At 61.2% G+C, this 23,674-nt stretch carries 26 protein-coding genes and 4 tRNA genes; 19 read left to right on the forward strand and 11 right to left on the reverse strand.

From position 1 onward, the window contains the following. Positions 1-16: 16 nt before the first annotated feature. Positions 17-1,504 (reverse strand): CCA tRNA nucleotidyltransferase, encoded by a 1,488-nt coding sequence (gene cca / locus C484_RS12585; RefSeq protein WP_006826307.1) that lies wholly within the window; start codon positions 1,502-1,504, stop codon positions 17-19. 96 nt (positions 1,505-1,600) lie between these two features. On the opposite strand from cca, the gene C484_RS12590 reads away from it, so the two are divergent. The 7 genes from C484_RS12590 to C484_RS12620 all read left to right on the forward strand — a co-directional run bounded on the left by C484_RS12590 (position 1,601) and on the right by C484_RS12620 (position 6,337). After that, positions 1,601-1,673, forward strand: a tRNA-Asn gene (locus C484_RS12590). A gap of 216 nt (positions 1,674-1,889) precedes the next feature. Further along, complete coding sequence (locus tag C484_RS12595) at positions 1,890-2,693, forward strand: twin-arginine translocation signal domain-containing protein (protein WP_152422708.1); 804 nt, start codon at positions 1,890-1,892, stop codon at positions 2,691-2,693. A 111-nt stretch (positions 2,694-2,804) separates the two neighbouring features. Further along, complete coding sequence (locus C484_RS24360) at positions 2,805-3,296, forward strand: hypothetical protein (RefSeq protein WP_239640979.1); 492 nt, start codon at positions 2,805-2,807, stop codon at positions 3,294-3,296. Positions 3,297-3,482: 186 nt separating this feature from the next. Then, positions 3,483-4,079, forward strand: coding sequence for a MogA/MoaB family molybdenum cofactor biosynthesis protein (locus tag C484_RS12605; RefSeq protein ID WP_006826310.1), 597 nt, complete (start codon positions 3,483-3,485; stop codon positions 4,077-4,079). Positions 4,080-4,197: 118 nt separating this feature from the next. Further along, complete coding sequence (locus tag C484_RS12610; protein WP_006826311.1) at positions 4,198-5,127, forward strand: hypothetical protein; 930 nt, start codon at positions 4,198-4,200, stop codon at positions 5,125-5,127. Positions 5,128-5,129: 2 nt separating this feature from the next. Further along, complete coding sequence (locus C484_RS12615; protein ID WP_006826312.1) at positions 5,130-5,756, forward strand: RPA family protein; 627 nt, start codon at positions 5,130-5,132, stop codon at positions 5,754-5,756. Between the two features lie 131 nt (positions 5,757-5,887). Beyond that, a complete protein-coding gene (locus tag C484_RS12620; RefSeq protein WP_006826313.1) occupies positions 5,888-6,337 on the forward strand; it encodes a hypothetical protein in 450 nt (149 codons plus the stop codon). Between the two features lie 125 nt (positions 6,338-6,462). On the opposite strand, the gene C484_RS12625 is transcribed toward C484_RS12620, so the two are convergent. Beyond that, positions 6,463-6,918 (reverse strand): DUF5814 domain-containing protein, encoded by a 456-nt coding sequence (locus C484_RS12625; protein ID WP_006664953.1) that lies wholly within the window; start codon positions 6,916-6,918, stop codon positions 6,463-6,465. A gap of 239 nt (positions 6,919-7,157) precedes the next feature. Here C484_RS12625 and C484_RS12630 point away from each other — a divergent pair. From C484_RS12630 to C484_RS12640, 3 genes are all read left to right on the forward strand, one after another. Next, a tRNA-His gene (locus C484_RS12630) sits at positions 7,158-7,229 on the forward strand. 567 nt (positions 7,230-7,796) lie between these two features. After that, a complete protein-coding gene (locus C484_RS12635) occupies positions 7,797-8,252 on the forward strand; it encodes an RDD family protein (RefSeq protein WP_006826314.1) in 456 nt (151 codons plus the stop codon). A 140-nt stretch (positions 8,253-8,392) separates the two neighbouring features. Beyond that, a complete protein-coding gene (locus tag C484_RS12640) occupies positions 8,393-9,718 on the forward strand; it encodes a hypothetical protein (protein ID WP_006826315.1) in 1,326 nt (441 codons plus the stop codon). A gap of 477 nt (positions 9,719-10,195) precedes the next feature. Here the strand turns inward: C484_RS12640 and C484_RS12645 are convergent. Further along, positions 10,196-10,269, reverse strand: a tRNA-Phe gene (locus tag C484_RS12645). A 224-nt stretch (positions 10,270-10,493) separates the two neighbouring features. Here C484_RS12645 and C484_RS12650 point away from each other — a divergent pair. Next, positions 10,494-10,940, forward strand: a complete 447-nt coding sequence (locus C484_RS12650) for a DUF7344 domain-containing protein (RefSeq protein ID WP_006664923.1) — start codon at positions 10,494-10,496, stop codon at positions 10,938-10,940. Between the two features lie 373 nt (positions 10,941-11,313). On the opposite strand, the gene C484_RS12655 is transcribed toward C484_RS12650, so the two are convergent. Further along, positions 11,314-11,387: transfer RNA gene (locus C484_RS12655), tRNA-Val, on the reverse strand. 60 nt (positions 11,388-11,447) lie between these two features. Here C484_RS12655 and C484_RS12660 point away from each other — a divergent pair. Together C484_RS12660 and C484_RS12665 are read left to right on the forward strand one after the other, a co-directional pair. Beyond that, the gene (locus C484_RS12660; protein ID WP_006826316.1) at positions 11,448-11,939 is read left to right on the forward strand and encodes a DUF192 domain-containing protein; all 492 of its coding nucleotides are present in this window, start codon (positions 11,448-11,450) and stop codon (positions 11,937-11,939) included. Positions 11,940-12,070: 131 nt separating this feature from the next. Next, positions 12,071-13,993 carry an ABC transporter ATP-binding protein gene (locus C484_RS12665; RefSeq protein WP_006826317.1) on the forward strand — a complete coding sequence of 641 codons (1,923 nt, stop codon included), beginning with the start codon at positions 12,071-12,073 and terminating at the stop codon, positions 13,991-13,993. Between the two features lie 36 nt (positions 13,994-14,029). Here C484_RS12665 and C484_RS12670 read toward each other — a convergent pair whose 3' ends face one another. Then, complete coding sequence (locus C484_RS12670; protein WP_006826318.1) at positions 14,030-14,374, reverse strand: DUF5789 family protein; 345 nt, start codon at positions 14,372-14,374, stop codon at positions 14,030-14,032. A 107-nt stretch (positions 14,375-14,481) separates the two neighbouring features. Here C484_RS12670 and C484_RS12675 point away from each other — a divergent pair, with 107 nt between their 5' ends. Continuing rightward, positions 14,482-15,219, forward strand: coding sequence for a creatininase family protein (locus C484_RS12675; protein WP_006826319.1), 738 nt, complete (start codon positions 14,482-14,484; stop codon positions 15,217-15,219). A gap of 26 nt (positions 15,220-15,245) precedes the next feature. Here C484_RS12675 and C484_RS12680 read toward each other — a convergent pair whose 3' ends face one another. Both C484_RS12680 and C484_RS12685 read right to left on the reverse strand, forming a co-directional pair. Next, positions 15,246-15,734, reverse strand: a complete 489-nt coding sequence (locus C484_RS12680) for a DUF5790 family protein (protein ID WP_006826320.1) — start codon at positions 15,732-15,734, stop codon at positions 15,246-15,248. Positions 15,735-15,877: 143 nt separating this feature from the next. After that, positions 15,878-16,270 carry a dihydroneopterin aldolase family protein gene (locus C484_RS12685; RefSeq protein ID WP_006826321.1) on the reverse strand — a complete coding sequence of 131 codons (393 nt, stop codon included), beginning with the start codon at positions 16,268-16,270 and terminating at the stop codon, positions 15,878-15,880. Between the two features lie 140 nt (positions 16,271-16,410). Here C484_RS12685 and azf point away from each other — a divergent pair, with 140 nt between their 5' ends. Further along, on the forward strand, positions 16,411-17,154 hold the full coding sequence (gene azf / locus C484_RS12690; RefSeq protein WP_006826322.1) for an NAD-dependent glucose-6-phosphate dehydrogenase Azf: 744 nt from the start codon (positions 16,411-16,413) through the stop codon (positions 17,152-17,154). A gap of 97 nt (positions 17,155-17,251) precedes the next feature. Here the strand turns inward: azf and C484_RS12695 are convergent, their stop codons facing one another. From C484_RS12695 to C484_RS12705, 3 genes are all read right to left on the reverse strand, one after another. Next, complete coding sequence (locus tag C484_RS12695; RefSeq protein ID WP_006826323.1) at positions 17,252-17,866, reverse strand: DUF309 domain-containing protein; 615 nt, start codon at positions 17,864-17,866, stop codon at positions 17,252-17,254. A gap of 405 nt (positions 17,867-18,271) precedes the next feature. Then, positions 18,272-19,381, reverse strand: a complete 1,110-nt coding sequence (locus C484_RS12700; protein ID WP_006826324.1) for an aminopeptidase — start codon at positions 19,379-19,381, stop codon at positions 18,272-18,274. Positions 19,382-19,480: 99 nt separating this feature from the next. Then, positions 19,481-20,194 (reverse strand): queuosine precursor transporter, encoded by a 714-nt coding sequence (locus C484_RS12705; protein WP_006826325.1) that lies wholly within the window; start codon positions 20,192-20,194, stop codon positions 19,481-19,483. 322 nt (positions 20,195-20,516) lie between these two features. Here C484_RS12705 and C484_RS12710 point away from each other — a divergent pair, with 322 nt between their 5' ends. From C484_RS12710 to C484_RS12720, 3 genes are all read left to right on the forward strand, one after another. After that, complete coding sequence (locus tag C484_RS12710; RefSeq protein ID WP_006664912.1) at positions 20,517-20,792, forward strand: PadR family transcriptional regulator; 276 nt, start codon at positions 20,517-20,519, stop codon at positions 20,790-20,792. A gap of 468 nt (positions 20,793-21,260) precedes the next feature. Continuing rightward, positions 21,261-21,986 (forward strand): potassium channel family protein, encoded by a 726-nt coding sequence (locus tag C484_RS12715; RefSeq protein ID WP_006826326.1) that lies wholly within the window; start codon positions 21,261-21,263, stop codon positions 21,984-21,986. Then, a complete protein-coding gene (locus C484_RS12720; protein WP_006110508.1) occupies positions 21,986-22,216 on the forward strand; it encodes an Lrp/AsnC family transcriptional regulator in 231 nt (76 codons plus the stop codon). The genes C484_RS12715 and C484_RS12720 overlap by 1 nt, the downstream gene beginning before the upstream one ends. Before the next feature lie 15 nt (positions 22,217-22,231). Here the strand turns inward: C484_RS12720 and C484_RS12725 are convergent, their stop codons facing one another. After that, on the reverse strand, positions 22,232-22,750 hold the full coding sequence (locus C484_RS12725) for a DUF5813 family protein (RefSeq protein ID WP_006826327.1): 519 nt from the start codon (positions 22,748-22,750) through the stop codon (positions 22,232-22,234). A gap of 421 nt (positions 22,751-23,171) precedes the next feature. Here C484_RS12725 and C484_RS12730 point away from each other — a divergent pair, with 421 nt between their 5' ends. Next, positions 23,172-23,663, forward strand: coding sequence for an MOSC domain-containing protein (locus tag C484_RS12730; protein ID WP_006826328.1), 492 nt, complete (start codon positions 23,172-23,174; stop codon positions 23,661-23,663). The last annotated feature ends 11 nt before the right edge of the window (positions 23,664-23,674 follow it).

The raw sequence follows: 23,674 nt of genomic DNA on the forward strand, positions 1-23,674 counted from the left end.
GCGACCAGTCGCGTCCTCAGGGCTCCGGCTCGAAATACGCCCGCAGTTCGCGTCCGAACTCGCCGAGTAACGCCGTCACCTCGTCACCGACCAGCACCTCGTACCCCGATTCGAGTTCAGTCTCGACGTGTGCGCCGAGTCCCACGTCGAACAGTCGCTCGCTCTCGAGGAACGCCTGCGCGCTCGTGAACTCGCGCTCGCGCTCGGTGACGTACCGGTCGCCGTCGATGAACGGTCCGTACGCATCCGGATCGTCCGCGTAGGTTTCGTAGAACCCTTCAGCGTGGGCCCGCACGTGGACCGGCGGGCCGTCGTGGCGCTCGACTGCCGGCCGCTCCGCGACCTCGAGTTCGCCGAACACCGCGGCGGTCTCATCCGCGAACGTCGTCGTCCGGAAGACGTCGAACCCGCGGTCGTCGAGCCCCTGCGTGATGCCGTCGCGGGACTTCCGGAGTTGCGGGTAGAGCTGATCCGCGACCAGGTCGGGCGCGTCGAACCGAACGGCGATCGGCGTCGTTTGCCGCGCCGTCAGGTGCTCGCAGAGTTCGGTTTCGGTCAGCGGGTCGGGGTCGTCGGCCTCGAAGAACGCGAGGGTCGGCGCGTCGATGAACTCGCGGGCGTAGTGCTGGAGGCGGGCGACGTTCTCGGGGGAACAGACGGCGGCGACGTTTCGCTCGGGATCCGTGGGGTCGATGACGATGAGGGGGTCGGCGAACGTTTCCCGGCCGTGATCCTCGGGGTCGAGTTCGACCGGCGGTTGCCAGTCGGCGGCAGCCGCAAGGAGTGGTCGGAAGCCGCCGTACTCGCAGATGAGCAGTTCCGTCAGGTAGCCGCTGAAGCCACGGGTTCGGAGGTCGCTGCCGTAGGCTCCGATCCCCTTCAGGAACTGTTTTGCGACGCGCACGTCGGCCGCGAGGGCGTCGTCGAGTCGGTGCTCCAGATACTGCGTGTGGAAGGGCGTCCGATCGACGGCCGAGCGGATTTCGGTCGCGGATTCGAGGCGAAAGCACGGGACCACATCGATATCGAACTCGTCGACGGTGCCCGTGACGTAGGGGTGCTCGGCGTACTCCTCGTGGCCCTCGGGGAGGGTGACGTGGCCGACGCCGAGACCGTACTCCTCGAGCGTCTCCCGGTCGAGTTCGGGCGGAAAGCGGACGAAGATATCGATATCGCGGTCGCCGCTGATCCAGGTGTCCCTGGCCGTCGAGCCGACCCGTATCACGTCGGCGTCGGGGCAGCGGTCAGTCGCCGCGTCGGCGGCACGGGTGGCGAGGCGGTTCGCGACTTCTTGTAGCCGTTCGCGTTCCGCCTCGTCGGGGTCGACGCGATCCCGGACGGCGGCGACGACGCGACTGAACTCGTCCTGTTTGCTGATTTCGTCGTGTCTGTCGGGACCAGTGTCGCGTTCGTCGGGGGATGCATCTGAGCCTGAACCTGCGTTTGGATCTGAGTCGGACCCCGAATCCGTTTTGGATTCGTCGACTGCATCGTCGTCGCTCATTTGCGCGCAACTACTCGTGCGGTGCGTGAAAGGGTGTCGAACCGCCGGAAGCGAAAACGAAAGCCCTATCAAAAGAACACGCCAATCACGAATTGAGCCGAAGTAGCTCAGATGGTAGAGCACCTCGCTGTTAACGAGGTTGTCCCAGGTTCGAGTCCTGGCTTCGGCGTTCGAATTTTTCAAGCCACTCGGAACGCATAGCGGACTGTTTGCGCCGTTTTTCACCCGTTACTCGCGAGTTTTGACGAGATAGATTGCGGTGGCTCCGTGAGTTACCGTTCTTCTTCCGGTTACAATCCGTCTCGGATCTCTGTACGTCCTCATATCAAATAATTGATCTGATTATCGAAATATACTTATCACATACTGTGAACACCTAGGAGCAATGTCGAATGGAAATAGCGGTACGAGACGTAACTTCCTGAAAACAGCGGCCGTCGGATCCGCCATGGTTCCACTGGTCGGTACAGTGATCGCCAGCGAGGGAGAGCAGGAGCGAAAGCGGGGCGTCTCCGGGTATTCCCTTTCGGCGAGCGGGTCGAGGGATACGTCGGGTGATACAATCTCGGAGGAAGAACGGGAACGGATTCGAACTCTCATGACGGAGATCGGGGACGGAGATTCTACGCAGACTCTGCAACGTTCTCGGGAGACGTCCGACGAGGCGTCCTCGATGGAGTCGGAGACGATCGATATCCTCCAGGAAGATCCGACGGATGCTCCCGGAAATCAGGTCTGGAGCGAATCAACGAGCGTCTCGGATACGACCGCCACGGGTGCGTCTCTGGTCGATGCGGACTACTACATGACCTGTTACAAACCAGCCATCTATGACGAGGATGGCAACCGCTATCTCATGTGGTACGCCTGGGGTGGGCTCCGACCGCAGGACCGCGCTGCCTGGACCGGCAATCTGGAAAACGCGCGAGTCGAGATCGAACTCACGTCGGATAACGGTGACATGGTCCGGTACAAACCCGGTGGTGACCGAGACCGACACGGCTACGAAATGGACATGTCGATGGAAGTCTCCGGGGAACCCGGCGGTGTCGGCGGTTCAGCCACGCTCTCGGGTTCGTTCACGATCGGGGGCGGGACCGTCCGTCCTCATCGGTCGAAGATGGATATGGGTGCGACACGTTCTGTCCCGCGTTCGAAGGGCAGACCGAGGCCACGTGTGAATTGCTAGGCATGTGTGTGGGCAAGATGGACCCATCAGGTGGAACCGTAACGTGGGATTGGGAGGTTTCCGTCGATGGAGACAGATACAATAAGTGTCCCGTCGCGTGCTAAATTATCGATGAACACCACGGTCCCGAGACGGAAGATCCTGCAAGCCGCTCCGATAGCCTCAATTGCCGGATTAAGCGGCTGTCTTGGATCAACGATCGGGTCGACGAGCGACGATAGCGGACCGAGCTGTACGATGTTCGATCAGGACGGCGAGAAAAACCCCCCACTACGGAACACGAAGATCGTGCCATGGGACGGGGAGAGAGCAACACTCCGGGTGACGCTTGTCGCCGCAGAGTTAGAAGAAACGGGTGCGAAGTGGATCAACGTCTATGAGCCCGAGATGGACGCATCGAATCCCAAGTACGCGATTCCGCTTAGCGTGGGCGAAACCGGACCGACGAACCCCAGTGAAGACGGCGTGGTCGTGTACAAAGAGCAGACGATCGGTGCCATGCCAGTCGGCGGCCGGTTCCGGGTCGAAGTCACGGACGGCGATGCTGTCCTCGCATGGCAAGAGTTCAGCTACGACTGCTCCGGTGAGTCGGAACAGGACTGACGGCTTGGGACAGGCCTCCCATCCGCTGGGAGGCGAGTTCCGATAGTAACGGCGGACGTCTCTTCCTACCATGCTTTCGAAGAGGGTTCTACTGATCGGATAGATCGGTCTGGCCGCGCTCTCTCTACCGGTCTTGCCCGCCGTTCGGAGGACAGCAATTATCGCACTCCGGCGAGACAGATTGATATGACTATGCCACCCAGTGAACGCCACGACGATACCGCCGAGACGACAGCTCGCCGCCAGACCGACGACCACGGGCACGATACTATTGACCCGCTATATATCGCGATCGTGACGGTCTCGAGTTCGCGCGCCGAGGCGGCGGCCGATGACTCGAACGCTGCGCCGGACGATCCGGGCGGCGACACCGTACAGGAGTGTTTCGAGAACGCGGGCCACAAGGTGCGAGAACGGCTGCTTGTCCGGGACGATTACGCCGCGATCCGGACGGCGGTTCGCGGGCTTGTCGCGCGCGACGATATCGACGTCGTGCTCACCACCGGCGGGACGGGCGTCACCGCGGATGACGTCTCGCCGGAGGCGACGGCATCGCTATTCGAGCGCGAGTTGCCCGGATTTGGCGAACTCTTCCGGTCGCTCTCGTGGGACGAGGTCGGCACGCGGGCGATGGCATCGCGCGCGACGGCGGGGATCGCGGTCGATACGCCGGTGTTCTGCTTGCCCGGGAGCCAAAGCGCCTGTCGAACCGCCTGCGAGGACCTGATCGTTCCCGAAGCGCCCCACCTCGCAGGGCTTGCCACGCGCCATCGCGTAGAGTGAGAACCGACGAGACGAATCCGGTCGCTGTTCACTTTCACTCCGGTGGCGGCACTTTAAATACCATCGGGCGCGAATGGACGTATGCCTCCCAGTGAAACCAAGGAGGAGGCGTGACACAATGAGCGACGTACGACAGCACGCGGACGATATCCACGACCAGTTTTCGGACCACCTCGACGTAAGCGTCGAGGACGTCGAGGAGCGCCTGGCCACGCTCGTCGACGAGTACAAAGTGCCGATGGACGAGGCGCGCCGAAGCGTCACTAACCACTACTTGGAGGAGGCCGGCCTCGAGCGCGATGACCTCTCGAGCGGCTCCAGCGAGGCGGTGAACGTCGAAGACATCGAGGAACCCGAGGAGTGGGTCGATCTCACGGCGAAGGTCATCGAACTCTGGGACCCACGAAGCGATTCCGTCGCCCAGGTCGGCCTGCTCGGCGACCCCACGGGGACGATCAAGTTCACCAAGTGGGCCAAATCCGACCTGCCGGCACTCGAGGAAGGCGGCGTCTACTCCCTCCAGAACGTCGTCACCGACGAGTACCAGGGCCGGTACTCGGTCAAACTCAACAGCACGACTGTCATCGAAGAACGCGACGAGGACATCGAGGTCGGCGACGACACGAGCGAGATCGAGGGCGCGCTCATCGACATGCAAAGCGGCAGCGGCCTCATCAAGCGCTGCCCCGAGGACGACTGCACCCGAGTCCTTCAGAACGGCCGCTGTAACGAACACGGCGAGGTCGAAGGCGAGTTCGATCTCCGAATCAAAGCCGTCGTCGACGACGGCCTCGACGCCCACGAAGTCATCTTCGACAAGGACGCCACGGAGAACCTGACTGGGCTCTCCCTCGAAGAGGCCAAGGACATGGCGATGGACGCGCTCGATACGACCGTCGTCGCCGACGAAATCGCAGCCGACATCGTCGGTACCTACTACCGCATCGAGGGACCGACCTTCGGCCGCTACGTCCTGGCCGACGACGTGACTGAACTCGACGGGCCGGCGGATGCGGAGGAACTGCTGATCAAAGCGAGGTCGATGTAATCATGAGCCAGGCAGAACTCACCCGCGAAGTCGCCCGGCGCGTCTTCGCATCGGAATTCAACGACTCGACGTACACGTTCAAAGAATCCGACGACGAGCGCGCGCCGAACTTCGCCCTGCTCCCGACGGGCGATCGCGCAAACCGCGTCTTCGTCGTCGGGACGCTCACCGAAACCGAGGACGTCGGCGAGGACAGCGAGTACTGGCGCGGCCGGGTGGTCGACCCGACCGGGACGTTCTTCGTCTACGCCGGCCAGTACCAGCCCGAAGCGGCTTCAATGCTGCGCGAGACTGAACCACCAGCCTACGTCTCGGTCGTCGGGAAACCGCGGACCTACCAGACTGACGACGGCTCAGTCAACGTCTCTCTGCGACCAGAATCGATCGCCGTCGTCGACGCCGCGACTCGTGATCGCTGGGTCGTCGAGACAGCAGACCGAACGCTCGACCGCATCGAAGCCGTCGAGGCGTGGGAAGCCGAACAGGAAGCGCCCGAAAGCGGCTCGACCGCACCGACGAACGAGTACGCCCAGATGGCTCGCGATCAGTACGACTCGCCGGTCGTCAACTACCGGAACGACGTGATTCAGGCCCTCGAACAACTCGAGGAAAACGAGGCGACTGCCTGACCACGGCCCTCGGTTTTCACTCTTTTCCTGCTTGCTTCCAGCCAGCCACAACACCCACAATACGGCACGGCGCGTACTGTCGTCTGACGAACCGTTAAGTGGACCGCCCCGTGACGTACTGACGAACACGCATGGGCAACAAGAACAAGACGATCTCGTTTCGCGTCAACGAGGATGCGTTCGAATCCCTGCAGGATATCGCCGAAGAGCGCGATATCTCGTTGTCGGCCGTCTTCCGGGACTACGTCGACCAACTCGTCGACCACGACGGCCAGGTCACGGTCGTCCCCGAGCACGAACTCGCCGTCCGGTCGGCCAGCGAAAACGGCGACGACGGCGACCAGGCTGATCTCTCGTTCCCGCCAACCGTCGAAGTACCGAAGCGATTCATCCGCGAGCACGAACGACTTGAACTCGAAGCCGAGCACTTGCGAGAGCAGTTAGACGAGTACAAAGCGTACGTCACCGATCTGCAGGACCGACTCGACGACGAGCAAGACGAGGTGCTCCTGCTCGATGATCTCGACGACTTCGAGACGGGAGAGCAGTCAGATGATACCAACGCGTATCAGTTCCGGTGAGAAAAGCGGGCTGACAACGCTCGTCTCTGCCTCTTGAACTGCAATCCGCACGGAGCACAGAGCACGGAAGCAACGTGGCCAATAGCCGGTTTTACGCCCGTATACGGACTGCGTCGGTTCGATTCCTACCGTGACAGGTCTTGCTTTTCCTGCCGAATCTCGTCACGTTTGTCCACAGCTCCATCGACGTTCGCGAGGTGTTCGGCAGCCTCCAGCGTTCGAACCCCGCTATCGAGAAACGAGAGCACGTCTCCAGGATAGGCATAGACCATGTAATCGTCGGTCATCACGTCGACGATGGCATCGGGACCCAGACCCTGCGCGCGCAGATCGAGTAGGTACTGGATGAATTTTCGCTCCGGACACCCACAGTAGGGATTGTTGTCACACTCACAGTCCAGGAAATCCTCGGTGAACTCGAGAACCCGATCACGAGTGGCGTCGTCGAGCTTCTCGAGGCCCTCTCCCTGAAAGAGCATATCGAGTGTTGCACCCTTGAACGCCCCTTTGGGAATATTCGTCTCGAGTTGCGAACTGAGCTGGCGATGGTTCTTGACGTATATTTTGTCGGTGATGGCCACGCGTTGGCCCTCCTATGGGTGCATGGCCGAAAAGCGTCTCGGTCGCGTTCCCTAGACAGCATCGGCCACGTGCCTGGACCGGAGGACTTGCTCCTATCGCAACTTCTGAGTGTTTCTCGTCTCTGTCGCTAAGCGCTGAGTGCTGTGAGCGCCCCTCTCGCGGTAGCTACTACCATGATCACGCACGCGAGTCGTAACGTATTTCAGGCCAACCGGACCTACATCAGTGTGCAAGCGTGTCCGGGTTGGGGTAGTGGTTATCCTTCAGCCTTGTGGAGGCTGAGACGCGGGTTCGATTCTCGCACCCGGACTTTTTCATCGCGTCTCACTCGCAGTCGAGTTCAGCTCGCATACCGAGTCTGTGCGATACTGCAACTCGAGTACACGCGACACCGGAGTTTGCCCCGTTGGACGCGCCTCCGCCATCTTTGACGCTACTGAACTCGAGTGCTGATACGGTCTGCGGTACCGATTTCTCGGCGCAACCGGAGGACGGGCCGCGGGTGCGCCGGCACTGACTTCCCGCAGTCCGTATGAGATGGTATAGCACACAGTAAGCAGGCCCGCTTCGTTGGTTCCCTTCGACCGTTATAAGTTATTGTCACTATTGGTGATGTTTTCTGGTCATCTCCATATTTTGATATAATTCTGTTTGTTTTCTTGGTGAAGCGTATTGTCGCTGTGGCTCAGCAGGAATGAGTCGAGAAAGAACGGTGTAATCGATGGTATCCTTCATCCTAGTTGCATTTTCATAGATCCCACTCCTGATTCCAGAGAGACCCCTCTCGAAAAACGATTTAAATTTGATATTGTTAGACAATAGATATAAACAGATATTATTGGGAAGTTTGATATACAATATATCGTGACTGTATGGTATGGATCGATATCCAGTTCCTAACGAAGACAGTCCTGCGGGCGTCCTCGATAGTCGTGCAGAAGCACTGCTGATCGATGCACTGGTAGTCGCACTCGTCTGCGGTATCCTCGGATACGGCGGCGGGACGATTATGCTCGGCAGTTCCCTGGGTGGTCTCGGCGGACTCATTTTGGGGCTCCAATTCGTCGCTCCGGTCGTTCTTTTCGTCTACCAGATCCTCTTTGAGGGCTACTATGGGCAGACGATCGGCAAGCGAGCGCGGGGAATCGTCGTCGTCAAAGATGACGGGTCTCGCTGTACGTGGATTGCGGCAACCCTCCGGAACGTTCTGCGTGTCGTGGATATACTTCCACTCTTCTATCTCATCGGTATCGGAACCGCATATCTCTCCTCGAAACACCAGCGAGTCGGCGATCACGCAGCCCGGACGATCGTCGTCTCGATCGACGAGTAACGTCTCGTCTCGACCTGAACAGCTTGTTTTCGATAGTTCGCGACGCTTGTCGACGGTTCGAACAGCAGTCTGCCAGCCACTGCTGACACGCGTATTATTCCGGACAGCACGTTTTGATACTCCATCGCATACGTCTGTGCATGCAAACGGACCGACTCGACGGCCTGCTCGATGAGACTCATCGCAATGCTACTTCCGGATGGATCATCGTCGTCGTCCTCTGCATGCTCGCGACGATCCACGCGTTCGAGTCGTCCTTCCGGTGGTTCGTCTTTACGGGGCTCGCCGTCGCGATTGTCCTCCTTCCTGCGGTGTCCCATCGCGACCCACGCGTGATGCCACCCTGGGAACTGCTCGTGTTCGTTGCGGTTCCAGTCGTCGATGCGACGATACTGGGAGAGACGTTTCTGACGTCGATCGCCGTTTACATCGCCGTCGCTGCCGTTGCACTCGTCGCCGTCACCGAGATCCACCGATTCACCGCTGTTCGCATGACTCACTCGTTTGCGATTGCGCTCGTCGTAATTACGACCCTTGCAGTCGCCGCAACGTGGAACGTCGCCCAGTGGACGTCCGCACTCGCGTTCGGAACGCCCTCCATCGACGCCGGCCGTTCGGCGGACGCAGCCAACCACGCGATGATGATGGACTTCGTGTACGCCACGATCGCCGGCTTCCTCGCCGGTATCGTCTTCAACCGATACGCGATGCGATCGACACCCTCCGACGGCGGATTTCCGCCTTCACGTCCCGTCGACTCCGTCGACGACCATTCCCCATCCGAATCGGCCCCACAAAACGCGCCCGACTCGCCCTCCGAAAGCGATACCGTCCCACCGTTTCTCCGCAGCCGCCTCGACGCCTCCGACCAGACTATCAGGCGATTCTCCCGACTTCTTCAGCTCGCTCTCGGCTTTCTGTTCCTCTACGGCCTCCTCACTCTCGATGCGACGACCATCACCAATGCCGGCATCGCACTCGCCATCACGGGCCTTCCGGCACTTCTCGAACGCGACCTCCGCCTCCCGCTCGAACCTGAACTCGTCCTCTGGATCACCGGTGCGGTCTTTCTCCATGCACTCGGTTCAGCAGGGCTGTACGGCTTCCTCGGGCCATGGGACAGCCTGACTCACGCCGTCTCCGCATCGATCGTTGCCGGGACGGGTTATACGGTCGTTCGAGCCATCGATCTCCACACCGACGACATTTACCTTCCCCCGAGAATGCTCTTCGTCTTCATCCTGCTGTTCGTGCTGGCCTTTGGCGTCATCTGGGAACTCATGGAGTTCGCCCTCGGTCTCTTTGCCCAGTGGTTCGGCTCCGAACTCGTCCTTGCCCAGCACGGTATCTCCGATACGATCGGTGATCTCTTCTACGATCTCGTCGGTGCTATTGTCGTCGCAATCTGGGGCTCGGTATACCTTCCCGATGTGTCCCATCGTCTCGTGTCACGCTTCGACGAGTGATTGTGGGCCACTATCTGGAGTGTTGCCCTCAAATTTGACCGTCCATAGACTCACGAACTGGCTGGAACCGTTGGTCTCATCCAATGCCGTACGTTTCGAATCTCAATCGTGTGGAAACCCGCCGCCCCCGATTTGGACTCCGCGAACTCTCGCCACTGCTCGGCGTTCTCGCCCTCAGATCCGTTCGCGTTCCGTCCCTGAACTCACGAGCGAACTCGTTGCAAACGGATGCCGCCTCCCGGATTGTGAACTACTCCTGTGAACTCGCTTGCTTGCAGAACCTCGGTCTAGTTCAAACCCACTCGGATCGCTTTCGAACGGTTCACGAAGTTGTTCGCCGTGAGAAGTGTTGCCTCCCGGATTTGAACCGAAGGAAGACGGTCGCTCTCGCTCTGCTCGAGCGCTGCGACTTCCAGGGTTCAGAAACCGCTTGGCATCGTTTCTGTGTCTCCTCACTCCGTTCGTCGCCGCAGAATATGCCGCCTCCCGGATTTGAACCGGGGACAGCTCGATCTTCAGTCGAGTGCTCTCCCAGTCTGAGCTAAGGCGGCGCGCACTTGCATCTCCGGCCATGACATAAAAAAGGATTTCGAATCGCATCCAGTCATTACGTATATACTGTGACACTTCTGCCCTGATCCGCTCATCACTAGTAGGCTATCCAACACTCTATAATGGTCGGAATACAGTCTCCGATGGCTCGGGGTAACGCCCGTCTGTTGGATATATAGATATTCAAGACACGTTTTTCCGCACTCGTGGGTAATATCATGTTATGGGGGCACTTACCTCGAGCCAAGCGGAGTCCGACCTCTCGGCGGACACTATCCTCGAATTACTGGCAAACCGTCGCCGTCGGTACCTCCTGTATGCCCTCCGTGGCCAGGATAGTCCGATCGAACTCTCGACACTCGCAGAACGGGTCGCCGGTTGGGAACACGATGTTCCCCCTGAAGAGGTCGCAAAGAACGAATACAAGAGCGTCTACGTCTCCTCTGTTCAGTGCCACGTCCCGAAACTGGCTGACGCCGGCGTCGTTGACCACGACGAAGAGAACCACACCGTCGTCCTCGCGGACAGTTTCGACCAACTCGAACCGTACCTCCGCATCGTCGTCAAGGACGAACCGGAGAACTCGACACTGTACGCTGCCCTCGAAACCGAGACTGGTGAGGGATTCTTCAGCCAAATTCGCGAGAACGTCGCTCGCTTCAAGCAGTAACTGCGCTTCTTGTGACACCACTCTGCCCGCTTCATTGTCTCCTATCGAGTTCAGTCAGAACGGCGGACTTCGCTCGAATCACAGCGTTGAACTCGCGAGTATGAACAGCCCTCGTTACCACATACTGCTCGCGGGTTTGCTCGCAGCAGGAAGTGGGCTCGGGCGGATTCGAACCACCTGAACTTCGCTCGCAGTTGCTCGCTTGTTCCGTAGTTCAACCCGCCACTCGCGTCACAGTACTGTCGCTCACGGCTTGTTCGCGGCAATAATAGTGGGCTCGGGCGGGTTCGAACCACGGTCGGAGCAAGCTCCTCCCTGATTAGAACCCGCCCTCGGAAACAGTTCTGTAACTCACTATCGTTCGTCCCAGAAATGGGCTCGGGCGGGTTCGAACCACCGACCTCGGCCTTGTAAAGGCCGCGTCATGACCAGCTAGACCACGAGCCCGCATCCGGAACAAGTCCCCCCGTCCGAATAACCTTTACTTTCTCACGCTGCACTGTCGGTATGGCTTTCGAGCGCGCCTGGAAGGGGTTGCTCGTCATTATCGCCCTCTTACTCGGCGGCTTCCTCGCCGTGCAGGCCGGTATCGTGTCGGCACCGTGGGCGGCCGACCAGGCGACGGTACACGTTCTCGACGCGGACGACGAGCCGAAGGCGACGGTCGAGGCTGAAATCGCCGACAGCGCCACGGAACGGTATACCGGTCTGAGCGATCACAACTCGCTCGAGTCGGGCGAGGGGATGCTGTTCGTCCATGCGAGTGAAGGCGAGCAGACCTACGTCATGCGAGAGATGGAGTTCGATATCGATATTATCTTCGTCGGTGCCGATCACGAAATCACGTCGATCGAGCACGCCCGAGCGCCGGAATCGGGGGAAGACGGTGAAGACATCCAGTACACCGGCCAGGCCAAGTGGGTCCTCGAAGTGCCGCGCGGATACGCGACAGAGACGGGGATCGAGGTCGGTGACAGGATGGTGATCGACGAAGAGTGATGTCGACGAGTTCACGGAGTGGGGTGCGTTTCGAGTGGCGTGATCCGTTTCCGCGGTGAACGGTCCGCTCGACCGTGGTGTTTCGATTCGTAGGAAATGCTTATTGCTGGCCGTCCATTCAAGCGAGTGTAATGAGTGGTGTCGACTGGGACGATGACGACCCGTTCGAAGAGCAACGGGAGAACATCGATAGTCCCATGAAGCGGTTGCTCTTCGAGTACGGCCGGCCGTACTGGGGTTCCGTGACTGCCGGTATTATCGGGAGCGTGCTGGCGCGGTTGCTCGATCTGATCCCGCCGATCTTGCTCGGGGTCGCGATCGACGCGATTTTCCTGCAAGACAAGCCGTTTAGCGTTCGGTTCGTGCCGGATGGGCGGCTTCCGACGGATTCGACCGGCCAGTTTACGTTCACGGTTGTCATCATCGCCCTGTCGTTTCTCGTCGGCGCGGCGTTTCACTGGGTCCGCAACTGGGGGTTCAACTCCTTCGCACAGGATATCCAGCACGACGTGCGGACCGAGACGTACGACAAGATGCAGCGCCTTGATATGGAGTTTTTCGCCGACAAGCAGACCGGCGAGATGATGTCCATTCTGAGCAACGACGTGAATCAGCTCGAGCGATTCCTCAACGACGGCCTCAACTCCGCGTTTCGACTCGGCGTGATGGTCGTCGGTGTCGGCGTGGTGCTCTTTACGATCAATCCCCAGCTCGCGCTCATTTCGATCGCGCCTGTGCCGTTGATCGCCGCGTTCACCTACGTCTTCGTCAAGAAGATCCAGCCCAAGTACGCCGCCGTTCGTTCCTCTGTCGGCAACGTGAACTCCCGACTCGAGAACAACCTCGGCGGTATTCAGGTGATCAAGGCGAGCAACACCGAGGGGTACGAATCCGAGCGCGTCGATGACGTTTCCCGGAAGTACTACGACACCAACTGGGGGGCGATCAACCTTCGGATCAAGTTCTTCCCCGGGCTCCAGGTCCTCTCCGGAATCGGGTTCGTGCTCACCTTCTTCGTGGGCGGCTATTGGGTGTTTCAGGGCGCGCCCGGCCCGTTTACCGGCACGCTCGATGTCGGCGAGTTCGCCACGTTCATCCTCCTCACGCAGCAACTCGTCTGGCCGATGGCCCAGTTCGGACAGGTGATCAACATGTACCAGCGCGCGGAGGCCTCGAGCGAGCGCATCTTCGGCCTGATGGACGAAACGGGCCGTATCGAGCAAGACGCTGACGCCGAACCGCTCGATATCGAAGCGGGTCACGTCGAGTACGACGACGTAACCTTCGGCTACACCGACGAGGAGACGATCATCGACGATATCTCGTTCGACGTGCCCGGCGGTGAGACGGTCGCGCTCGTCGGCCCGACGGGGGCGGGGAAGTCGACGGTACTCAAATTGCTGTTGCGCCTGCACGACACGGACGAGGGGGCGATCCGAATTGACGGGCAGAACATCCGGGAGGTCTCCCTTTCCAGTCTCCGCCAATCGATGGGATACGTCGGTCAGGAGTCCTATCTCTTCTACGGCACCGTCGAAGAGAACATCACCTACGGCACCTTCGACGCAGACCGCGAGGAAATCGTCGCGGCGGCCAAAGCCGCAGAAGCCCACGACTTCATCGAGAACCTTCCGGACGGCTACGACACCATGGTCGGTGAACGCGGCGTCAAACTCTCGGGCGGGCAGCGCCAGCGGGTCGCCATTGCGCGGGCCGTGCTCAAGGACCCGGACATTCTGATCCTGGACGAGGCCACCAGTGACGTCGACACGGAGACCGAGATGCTCATCCAGCGGTCGATCGACGAGCTGACGGCGGACAGAACGACGTTCGCTATCGCACACCGCCTCTCGACGATCAAGGACGCGGATCAGATTCTCGTTCTCGAGGGTGGTCGGATCGTCGAACGCGGCACGCACGACGAGCTACTGGAAAACGGCGGTCTCTACTCGCACCTCTGGGGCGTACAGGCCGGCGAGATCGACGAACTGCCACAGGAGTTCATCGAGCGAGCCCAGCGGCGACACGCGCGGACGGAAATCAACGACGACTGAGTCCGAGTCCTCTCGGTTCGCCTCCGAGGGACGCCCTTAGAACGACTCCTGTCCGCTCTGTCCCTCCTGATCCGGCGCGCCCTCGTCCTGTCGCTGTTCGCCGGTCGCGGGCGGCGTCCGGTCGCTGTAGTTTTTCCGTCCGATCGCCTCGTCGCTGACCATGTTCATGATCGCGCCCTCGACCGCGTCGGCCGACTCGTACTCGTCTTCGTTCAGCGGGCCGATCACGTCCTCGAGCGTCGTCGTCTCCTCGCCCATCTCGAGTTCTTCGTCGCCGAATTTCTCGAGGAGTTCGTCGTGGCCGATCGGGTACTCCTGGGATTCGAGGTCGTCGGCCAGGTCGCCCAGTTCGACGCCGAGTTCGCGGTTGTCGTTGCTCATAGTGGCATTTCACACATGATTCGGAAACCGGTTGACCTTGCGTTCGCCACGCCATGTCCGGTCACACCACCGACGGTTTCATGGTCGAACGGGAAGCCTACTCACGCATGGACCTCGCTTCCGCCACGTGGACCGACGTTCGCGACCTCGAATCCGAACTCGCGGTCGTTCCCGTCGGCAGCACGGAACAGCACGGCCCGCACGCACCGCTCGGGACGGACGTTCTCACTGCTGAGGCCGTCGCCGACGCCGGACTCGAACGCGTCGATCGAGCGGTCATCCGCACGCCGGCGATCCCCGTCGGCATCGCCGAGGAGCACCGCCAGTTCCCCGGGACGATGTGGGTCTCGCCGGACACCTTTCGAAGCTACGTGCGCGAGTCCGTACAGAGCCTGGCTCACCACGGAATCGAGCGCGTCGTCCTCGTCAACGGCCACGGCGGCAACGTCGATGCCCTCCGAGAGGTCGGCGCGCGACTCACGCGCGACGGCGACGCCTACACCGTCCCGTTCACCTGGTTCGAGGCCGTCGGCGACCACTCCGCAGACATGGGTCACGGCGGGCCGCTCGAGACTGCACTCCTGCGTCGGGTCGCACCTGAACTCGTCCGCGAGGAGCGGATTGAGACGGCCCGCGATGGCGCTGCTGACGGCTGGGGCGAGTGGACGAGCCACGCAAATCTGGCCTACGACTCGGCCGAGTTCAGTGAGAACGGCGTCGTCGGCGATCCGGCCGCGGGTGAGAAAGAGCGAGGCGAGGAACTGCTTGAACTCGCAGCCGATTCGTTGGCGCGGTTGCTCGACGCGGTAGCTGAACGGGACGTGTCGCGTCCGGACAGCCGATAGCGCGTCGGCCGGGCTTCGTTTTCCGCTTACTCCGCGTCGTCTTCGCTTTCTTCGTCGTCGGCAGTCGCTTCGTCGTCCGTCTCGTCACCCTCGTCGCCCTCGCCGGACTCAGTCTCGTCGGGCGGTCCCGCGTCCTCGAGCGTCCCGCGGAGTGCTGGGATCGTCGAGGTGAGGTCGCCGACCTGCTCGCCGGCGTCGCCGATGTCCGTGATCGTTTCCTCGAGCGCCTCGATCTCTTCCTCGAGGTCGGCAGCATCTTCGAAGGCGTCGGCGCGTTGGCCCATGGTGAACCACTTCTTTGCATCCCGGAGGTGGGACTCGGCGTCGCCGGGGTCGAGCGCGGAATTGAGGGCGTTGAGAACGCCGAGGACGTTGTCGGCGTCGGCTTCCCAGACGTCGTCCGCGTCGGGGAGTGCGTCCCAGGCGTCGGCAAGCGAGGATTCGACATCCTCGCGCATCTCGTTGGCTGCTTCGCCGAACAGTTCCTCGTCGTCGCCGAGCGTCGCTTGGCTCATGTCACCACGTTCACGCCGACTGAGGTTAAAAGATCGCCCGAAAGTGAAAGTGAAATTGGGGAGAAGCGAGTTGGTATCGCCTGAACGGCAGACGGGTTTCGAAAGGCAGGTCGTTTGTCGGATGCTGTTTGGGACGCGTCGAACTACGTGTCGGATTCGCGGCCGTCGACAGAGACGAGTTCCATCAGCGGATAGCCGTCCTCCATGGCCATTCGGGTGACGACCTCGCGGCCCTCGTAGTCGACGACGATTTCGACTTCGAGAAAGCGACCGGTGAGTTCGGTGTAGTCGGCCGTCGACTCGGCGAGTTCGCGTTCGAGTTCGTCAGTGCGAACGTCGACGGTGACGGCGCTGCAGTGGGGCTGGTTTTCGATCGATTCCTCCATCGCGCGTGCGAGGCTCGGGGCGCTGCCGGGCGAGACGGGGGTGCCGGCGAACTGGTGGTAGAGCGAGCCAAATTTAATTCCAGCCTCGAAGCAGGCGGTCTGGGCGGCCGTCGGCGTCGTGGAGTCGTCAGTCTCGGCGTCGTCGGTCATGACCGTGTGCTCGCGGGCCGGGAGGAAGGGCGTTCCGATCGGCGCGACGGGGCGGTGGTCGGGTGGAGCGATGCGAGGTCGCGGCGCTACCGATCCAGAACCGCATGGTTCTTATCGACGCTTTCCCTCCCATCGTACGAATGGCACAGTCGGTCCTGCTTACCGGGGCTGCGGGGCGCGTCGGAACGGCGATCCTCGCCGACCTCGCGGACGAACACGAGTGGCGGCTGATGGATCGCGACCCGATGACTGACGACCATCCGGGCGAGTTCGTCGTCGCGGACATCACTGACGAGGAGGTTGTCCGTGAGGCGATGGACGGCGTCGACGTGGTGATCCACCTCGCAGGCGACCCGCGACCGGACGCGCCTTGGGACAGCGTCCTGACGAACAACATCGACGGCACGCAGACGATCTTCGAGGCCGCCGTCGACGCCGATGTCGAGAAAGTCGTCTTCGCCTCCTCGAATCACGCCGTCGGCGCTTACGAGACCGAAGAACGGACGCCTGACCTGTACCGCGCCCACGACGACTACCTGTTAGACGGTACCGAACTCCCGCGACCGAGCAACCTCTACGGCGTTTCGAAGGCCGCGGGCGAATCGATCGGCCGGTATTACCACGACGAGTTCGGGCTGTCGGTCGCCTGTGTTCGTATCGGGAACCTTACGGAGGGGCATCCGCCGATCGATTACGAGCGCGGGCAGGCGATGTGGTTGTCCTACCGCGATTGTGCGCACCTGTTCGACCGCTGTATCCGCGCCGACTACGAGTTCGAAATCGTCTACGGCATTTCGGATAACGACCGCAAGTACTACTCGATCGAGCGGGCGAAGGAGGCCCTGGGGTACGAGCCCCAGGATAATTCTGCACGACACGACTGACGGGCTTGCGGGCCAACGGGCTGACTGACGCGCCGCCGACGGCCGGTCGCGGTTCTACGCACACAAGTATCGTTGCGGCCGGGTTTCGACAGCAATCTCAGAAGAGCCCTTCCACGTCCGACTCGCGTGTTTCTCGTCGCTCGACGTGGCTCGTCAGTCGCTGGTAGACGATACCGCGAGCGTCGTCTTCGCGAACGAAGTCGAACAGCAACGCGATGAATCGGCTGTCGTCTGCACCCGCCTCGAGATCGCTCTCCGCGTACTCGCGGGCTTGCTCGATCGGTGCCGTCTCGTAGCCCATTGCCTCGGCGAGGACGGGCGCTGCGATCAGCGTCGAATCGAGATCGAGCGTCGCAAGCGATGGGACTGTCCCGTCGTGCTCGATTCGAACCGGCGATCGTCGTTCGACGAGTTCGGGATCGGCGGCGAGCGACGTGAGAAACGACCGTACCGGCTGAAGCTCGATGGTGCGATACGTCGGCGGCAGCTCGCGGAGATAGCCGTGTGCACGCTCGGCCAGCCCGACGGCTCCCTCCCAGTTGCGGCTGTGGGCGTGGTGAACTGCCGCGCTCGTCTGGATCAGGCCGTGAAGCAACTGCTCGTCGTCGGTTCCGGTTTCGAGGTCGAGCCACGTGGGCTCCCAGGCATCGTGGGCGGCGTGATAGAACCCGGCGTTGTAGATGGCGATGCCGGCCCGAAGCTGATCGCGCATGGTCGGGGTTGGCGGTCGAGCGTCGAGGGTTTGTCGGTCGGCCGTCGATGGCTGGCCGGACAACGACCGGTTTATTGATAGCTGACTGACGACGAACTGCGATGGGAGCTACAGAAATAGGGGAAGTGGGGAACGGAAATGGGGAATGCCGGATACGTGCCGCCTCCGGCGGGGCGGGCAGACAACTGTCGAACGGAGAGTGCGAACCATGACGGAAACTGGACGCCGGGCGCACTCTCAACCGGTTACTCGCCGCCACCGGCGGGGCGGTACTCGATCCGAGTACGCGGGTCCGTATTAGTATGCAGTGGGTTCCGTTGCGCTGTGAGGCCAGTCTCGCTCTCCCGACCGTACTACGGCTAGCTTACGTCCAGTACGCCGGCCCTGTCCCGAATTTGGCCGCGCTTACTCCGCGTCCGAATCACCCTCCCAGCGGAATCGGCCGTTTTGCTGGACGACCTCGCCGTCGATTTCGAGCCGAGAGTTCTCGCTCACGTCGGTGATCATGTCGACGTGGACGGCGGAGTCGTTGCCCGACTCGCCCGCCGGCAGGCACGCGTCGTAGGCCCGTCCGAGCGCGAGGTGGACGGTATCGCCCATCTTCTCGTCGAACAGGATATTGTCCGTATAGCGGTCGATACCGCGATTCATCCCGATACCGAGTTCACCTAGGCGACGAGCGCCGTCGTCGGCGTCGAGAATGTCGCCGATCACGGACGCACCCTGGTCGGCATCGTAGTCGACGACGTCGCCGTCCGCGAACTCGAGGCGGACGTTTCGGACGGTCTCGCCGCGGAGCGTCATCGGGACGTCGAACGTGACCTCGCCCTCGGTTCCGGCGGGAGCGGTGAACACCTCGCCGCTTGGAAGGTTGTGCGAGTCGTAGGCGACCGAGGCGGCGCTGTTGACCGCGGTCCGCCCGTCGATCCGCATCGTCAGGTCGGTTCCCTCCGAGACGAGTCGGACCGCCGAGCCGTCGTCGAGCAACTCCTTCATGCGCGCCATTTCGTCCGCCAGCGACTCCCAGTCCCGAAGTATCGCGTCGTAGGCGAAGTCCTGATATTCCGCGTAGGCCATGTCGGCCTGCTGGGCGAGCGCGCGCGTCGGGTGCGCTGTCGACACCCAGCGCGTGTCATAGCGCGCCTCGCGGATCTCGCTTCGGGCGCGGCGATAGCCGCTCCGAACGTCGCCCGGCACGTCCGCCGTCGCACTCGTATTCCGATCGCCACCCAGCGAGAGATAGACGTCCGTCTCCTCGAGCAAGGCGCGTTCGTGACTCGGATCCTCGCTGAACTCGCGGTCCTGGGCGTCGTGTGCATGGAGATAGGCGCGCGTAATCTCGCCGGAGCCGTAGGTGGCGAGGAGGTTGGCCCCGCGCTCACCGAGGCGCTCGGCGACGGCGACGGCGAGTTCGTGCGCGTCGGGCCCGACGGAGAGGACGACGTTGTCGCCGGCCTCGACGCGGGCGCTCCAGTCGACCAGTACGGTTGCGTGTTCGCGAATGCGGTCGTCCATACGGGGACGTGTGGACGGGTCTATAAAATCGTCATCGTCTGTGGCGCTGGCTCGCAATTCGCAACTCGTGAGCCGTGAGCCATGAGTCGGCGATAGCAACTACGACGGCGTCTCGGCCGTCCCAACCCCATCCCGCGAGCGGACGATCGACACGACGGCGTAGACGACGGGCGTGTCGAGCACGGCGATCAGGAGTTTCAGCAAGTACTGGCCAACGATCAGCGTGAGTAGTGCACTCCCGCCGCTGACGGTGCCGATGCCGAGGATAGCGGGCGCGATCGCGAAGGCCACGGAGACGAAGATGACCGTGTCGATCGCCTGGCTACTCGCCGTGGAGGCGATATTGCGCAGCCAGAGTTTCTCTCGGCCGGTGTGGGCTCGAATGCGGTGGAACACGATCACGTCCCAGTTCTGGCTGACGACGTACGCGAGTAAGCTTCCGAGGACGACGTTCGTTGACGCCCCGAGCACCGTTGCGAACTCCGCTGCGACGGTCGGGTCGGCGGCCGGTGCCGCGATGGTTGACCAGACGAGCGCGAGCACGACGAAATTGAGCGCGAATCCGACGTTGACGACGATCTGCGTGGCTTTCCGACCGTACAACTCCGCGTAACAGTCGCTGGCGAGAAAGGTCACCGCGTACGCGAGCGCCGCCCCGGGGAGGGCGAGTTCCGCGCCGATGATCGGGAGTGAAAACGGGAGCGAGAACGCGAGGATCTTCGAAGCCGTCACCTGCGCCGTGACGAGCGCCGTGACGAACAGGCCGATCAGTGCGACCTGGGCGACCGTTGGCGTGGCACGCTGGTGGTTCATATCCGCCGCCTCTCGGCCCGACGTACCTAAACGATACTATCCGGAGCCGCTATGCGATGGATTACGCGGTCACAAGGCCGCGCTAATCTTGCCATTCGATAGCAAGGGATCCCGTATACTCGAGTCAAATTCGCGGATGCCATCCGGATGCCGCCCTCGGGACGCCTCGCTCGCATCACGTTCGTGCGCTCGAGTTCCGTGTGGCCGTTGCTTCGAGTAGTACCTCCAAACGCGCAGTAGTCCGTCAGAAACCGCGTTCTCGGGCCAGATACGCGATAGATAACAAATAGTCAGTGTCGTGGTGTAATCATATGGGTGAAACATGGACGATCTGACCGGGTTCCAGCGGGACCTCCTGTACGTCATCGCAGGAGCGGACCAGCCATCCGGCCAAGACGTAAAGGACGAGATCGAGACCTACTACAGCGCCGAGATCAACCACGGACGGTTGTACCCCAACCTCGACACCCTTGTCAATAAGGAACTCGTCGAGAAAGGTGAACTCGATCGACGAACGAACTACTATGCGATCAGCGACGATGGTCGACGAGCGATCGAAGACCGCCGGCAGTGGGAGCGCCAGTACGTCGAACCCTGACCGCGTCTCCTATGGCAACATCCTGCCGACTCGTTCGCTGAGCTGCCTCGTCCTCGCTACCGAGTACACCTCCGTCCTGCTCTCCGCTCGGTACTATTAAGACGTTGACACGACACTGGCAAGTCACTCGCGAACAGTCACTTTCTCGTTCGTCCCCGCTGCTCCCGCTGGTGTCTCCAGCGGTCGGTCGAGGTCACCGCTGTCACCGTCCAGAGCCGGAGCTTGTCGAGTCGAGAACGGCATCGAGACCGTGTGCCCGGGTGGTCGGTAGGTGGTTGTGGTGGTAGGTGGTTGCCAACCCGGACACGATCCGTTTCGTCCTCAGGAGTCATTAAACCAGCCATCTCCAGTTGATAATGACACAAATCAATCCGATGGTGTGACTGACCGGTGTTAACCCTCGTCGTGACCCGCGTTGTGTGATTCTGTGGCACAACCTTATTGATGGGTGCGAACGTACCCCAGTCCATGCGGTTCGTGATTATCGGTGCTGGCCGTGTTGGCCTTCGGACGGCGCGTGTCCTGCGCGAGGAAGACCACAACGTGACGATCATCGAGCGCGATGAGGCGATGATCAGGCGCGCCCGGACGCAGGAGTTCACCGTCGTCGAGGGTGACGGGTCGCGCGAGGACGTTCTCGACGAGGCCGGCATCGCGCAAGCGGATGTCCTCGGTGCCCTGACCGGCGATCTGAACGTCAACTTCACGGCCTGTATGATCGCCAAGTACCACGGCTGTCGGACGGTCATGCGCATCGACGAAGCCTATCGAGAGGGTATCTACCGCAAGTACGCGGATGCGGTCGACGAGGTGATCTACCCCGAGCGACTGGGTGCGATCGGCGCGAAGAACGCCCTTCTCGGCGGGACGATTCGCGCGATCGCGGATATCGCCCCGCACCTGCAGATCGTCGAGTTAACGATCACCGAGGCGGCACCAGTCAACGGGTATACGATCAGCGAACTGGAACTCCCGGCCGACGCGACGGTTCTCGCCTTCGGCAAGCACGAGCAGCCGCTCGGAATTCCGTCCGAAGACGAGTCGCTCGCGGTCGGGGATCGGCTTATCGTCCTGGCTGATTTCGCGGTGTTGAGCGAGGTTCGCCAGTTGCTGGTCGGCGAAGATCCGAAGCAAGCGACCGCTAACGCAGACGCCGATTCCGGCATCGACGCTGATACTGGAGGGATCCACTGATGGTTACAGCATTCGTTATGGTCAAAGCGAACACGGGTGAGGCGGATCGACTGCGAAACGAAATGACGGCGATCGACGGCGTCCAGTCGGCACACATCGTCGCCGGCGATGTCGATATTATCGCCAAGGCGCGCGTCGAGACGCCCGCCGCGGTCAAGGAAATCGCAGCGACACAGATACAAGGCATCGACGGCGTCGAAGACACGCAAACGTACATCGCGATGGACTAACGCGGCACCGACCGGTCACATCGGCGTATCACTGTTTTGCGGTTGCTGGCCGCGGTCCTGTGCACTCTCGAGGAGCGTCGCCGCCGGGCCACCGTACTCGTAGCCGGGTACGATCCCCTGTGCAAACGTCCCCTCGATGAACTCGATGAGTGCCTTGGCATCCTCGACGCCGTCCCGCGCATCCCAGGCGGTGAACTCGAGGACGACGGTCACAGTATCGGCGTCGCGGTCGATCTGCGGTTCGTCGTGGGTATCCGTCTGGGCGACGGTAAACGCGTCCTCGAGTCGCCGCTCCAGGGTTTCGAACCAGCCGTCCTCGACGACTGGCGCGACGGTTTCCCCCGCGACGGCGGCGTCGAGCATCGGCAGGGTTACCGTGATCGTCACCCGCCCGTCGCGTTTTCCTGTTGCATCCGCTGCTGTGACGATCGCGTCGAACACCGTCGTCGTGAGCGCGTAGCGATCGTCGTCGACCGCCTCGAAATCCTCGTGTGCCGCGAGTTCACGATCGATAGAATCGGGGAGTGTCGTCATGAGAGTGGATAAGAAAACGCGTCTCGTCGGAAAGGATGTTACGTTCGCCGCGCGCTCGGTTCTCGTTTCGGAGGCAGCGTTCTTCGACTTCCGCGCCTGTTCCCGACGTAGCCGTCTCCGGTGTGATTGTCACTGGTCCACTCCCGGGGAGGTCATAAAACCGGTCTTACATCTACTATGTGGGCACTCAGATTCGATAAGTACAGGCGAAGGAGCTACCGAAGCAGCTATCGGTCTATCCGAGATCTGCCAAAAATCACCTGCTGAATATTGAGGATGAGTTCAGCGCGGCGGCTTCGTTTATTCACTTGGTAGCCAATGACCCAGCTACTCGGTATGATTTGCGGACATACCGCTGAGTTACCTTGGCAAAAACACCCACATCCGAGTGTTTATACTGTGTTAAACGCGCATAGAACACATGACCGGGAGTGGCACTGTCGAACGGATTTTTATCGCACCTGAAGCCAAAGCGGAGATGGAAGAACAGACCGACGTTGAAGCAGTTGCCGGAAAGGGACTCCGAGGTGATCGCTACTTTAGCGAGATTGAGACGGGAACCTTCGTCAAGTGGGAGCCAGATGAGGAACGCCACGATGGGTACGACCTCACGTTGATCGAGCAAGAGGCTGTAACAGCAATCGAACGTGAAGCGGGAATCGAACTCGCACCGGGAGAACACCGACGAAACATCGAAACCCGTGATGTCGCACTCAATCATCTCGTTGGACAACGATTCCGAGTCGGTGACGCCATCTGTCGAGGTGATCGGCTGTGTGAACCCTGCAACCATCTTCAGCGCATCACTCAGGACGGCGTCTTGCAGGCACTCACCCACCGAGGTGGGCTCCGAGTGGATATTCTCGAGGATGGGATGATTCGCCCCGGAGACATAATCGAACCACTCGAATAATCTGCACTCTC

Source organism: Natrialba taiwanensis DSM 12281 (assembly GCF_000337595.1).
Taxonomy (GTDB): Archaea; Halobacteriota; Halobacteria; order Halobacteriales; family Natrialbaceae; genus Natrialba; species Natrialba taiwanensis.

Coding starts and splice junctions, on each gene's coding strand:
- cca (WP_006826307.1), bottom strand. CDS start 1,504: ATGAGCGACGACGATGCAGTCGACGAATCCAAAACGGATTCGGGGTCC.
- C484_RS12595 (WP_152422708.1), top strand. CDS start 1,890: ATGTCGAATGGAAATAGCGGTACGAGACGTAACTTCCTGAAAACAGCG.
- C484_RS24360 (WP_239640979.1), top strand. CDS start 2,805: ATGAACACCACGGTCCCGAGACGGAAGATCCTGCAAGCCGCTCCGATA.
- C484_RS12605 (WP_006826310.1), top strand. CDS start 3,483: ATGACTATGCCACCCAGTGAACGCCACGACGATACCGCCGAGACGACA.
- C484_RS12610 (WP_006826311.1), top strand. CDS start 4,198: ATGAGCGACGTACGACAGCACGCGGACGATATCCACGACCAGTTTTCG.
- C484_RS12615 (WP_006826312.1), top strand. CDS start 5,130: ATGAGCCAGGCAGAACTCACCCGCGAAGTCGCCCGGCGCGTCTTCGCA.
- C484_RS12620 (WP_006826313.1), top strand. CDS start 5,888: ATGGGCAACAAGAACAAGACGATCTCGTTTCGCGTCAACGAGGATGCG.
- C484_RS12635 (WP_006826314.1), top strand. CDS start 7,797: ATGGATCGATATCCAGTTCCTAACGAAGACAGTCCTGCGGGCGTCCTC.
- C484_RS12640 (WP_006826315.1), top strand. CDS start 8,393: ATGCAAACGGACCGACTCGACGGCCTGCTCGATGAGACTCATCGCAAT.
- C484_RS12650 (WP_006664923.1), top strand. CDS start 10,494: ATGGGGGCACTTACCTCGAGCCAAGCGGAGTCCGACCTCTCGGCGGAC.
- C484_RS12660 (WP_006826316.1), top strand. CDS start 11,448: ATGGCTTTCGAGCGCGCCTGGAAGGGGTTGCTCGTCATTATCGCCCTC.
- C484_RS12665 (WP_006826317.1), top strand. CDS start 12,071: ATGAGTGGTGTCGACTGGGACGATGACGACCCGTTCGAAGAGCAACGG.
- C484_RS12670 (WP_006826318.1), bottom strand. CDS start 14,374: ATGAGCAACGACAACCGCGAACTCGGCGTCGAACTGGGCGACCTGGCC.
- C484_RS12675 (WP_006826319.1), top strand. CDS start 14,482: ATGGACCTCGCTTCCGCCACGTGGACCGACGTTCGCGACCTCGAATCC.
- C484_RS12680 (WP_006826320.1), bottom strand. CDS start 15,734: ATGAGCCAAGCGACGCTCGGCGACGACGAGGAACTGTTCGGCGAAGCA.
- C484_RS12685 (WP_006826321.1), bottom strand. CDS start 16,270: ATGACCGACGACGCCGAGACTGACGACTCCACGACGCCGACGGCCGCC.
- azf (WP_006826322.1), top strand. CDS start 16,411: ATGGCACAGTCGGTCCTGCTTACCGGGGCTGCGGGGCGCGTCGGAACG.
- C484_RS12695 (WP_006826323.1), bottom strand. CDS start 17,866: ATGCGCGATCAGCTTCGGGCCGGCATCGCCATCTACAACGCCGGGTTC.
- C484_RS12700 (WP_006826324.1), bottom strand. CDS start 19,381: ATGGACGACCGCATTCGCGAACACGCAACCGTACTGGTCGACTGGAGC.
- C484_RS12705 (WP_006826325.1), bottom strand. CDS start 20,194: ATGAACCACCAGCGTGCCACGCCAACGGTCGCCCAGGTCGCACTGATC.
- C484_RS12710 (WP_006664912.1), top strand. CDS start 20,517: ATGGACGATCTGACCGGGTTCCAGCGGGACCTCCTGTACGTCATCGCA.
- C484_RS12715 (WP_006826326.1), top strand. CDS start 21,261: ATGCGGTTCGTGATTATCGGTGCTGGCCGTGTTGGCCTTCGGACGGCG.
- C484_RS12720 (WP_006110508.1), top strand. CDS start 21,986: ATGGTTACAGCATTCGTTATGGTCAAAGCGAACACGGGTGAGGCGGAT.
- C484_RS12725 (WP_006826327.1), bottom strand. CDS start 22,750: ATGACGACACTCCCCGATTCTATCGATCGTGAACTCGCGGCACACGAG.
- C484_RS12730 (WP_006826328.1), top strand. CDS start 23,172: ATGACCGGGAGTGGCACTGTCGAACGGATTTTTATCGCACCTGAAGCC.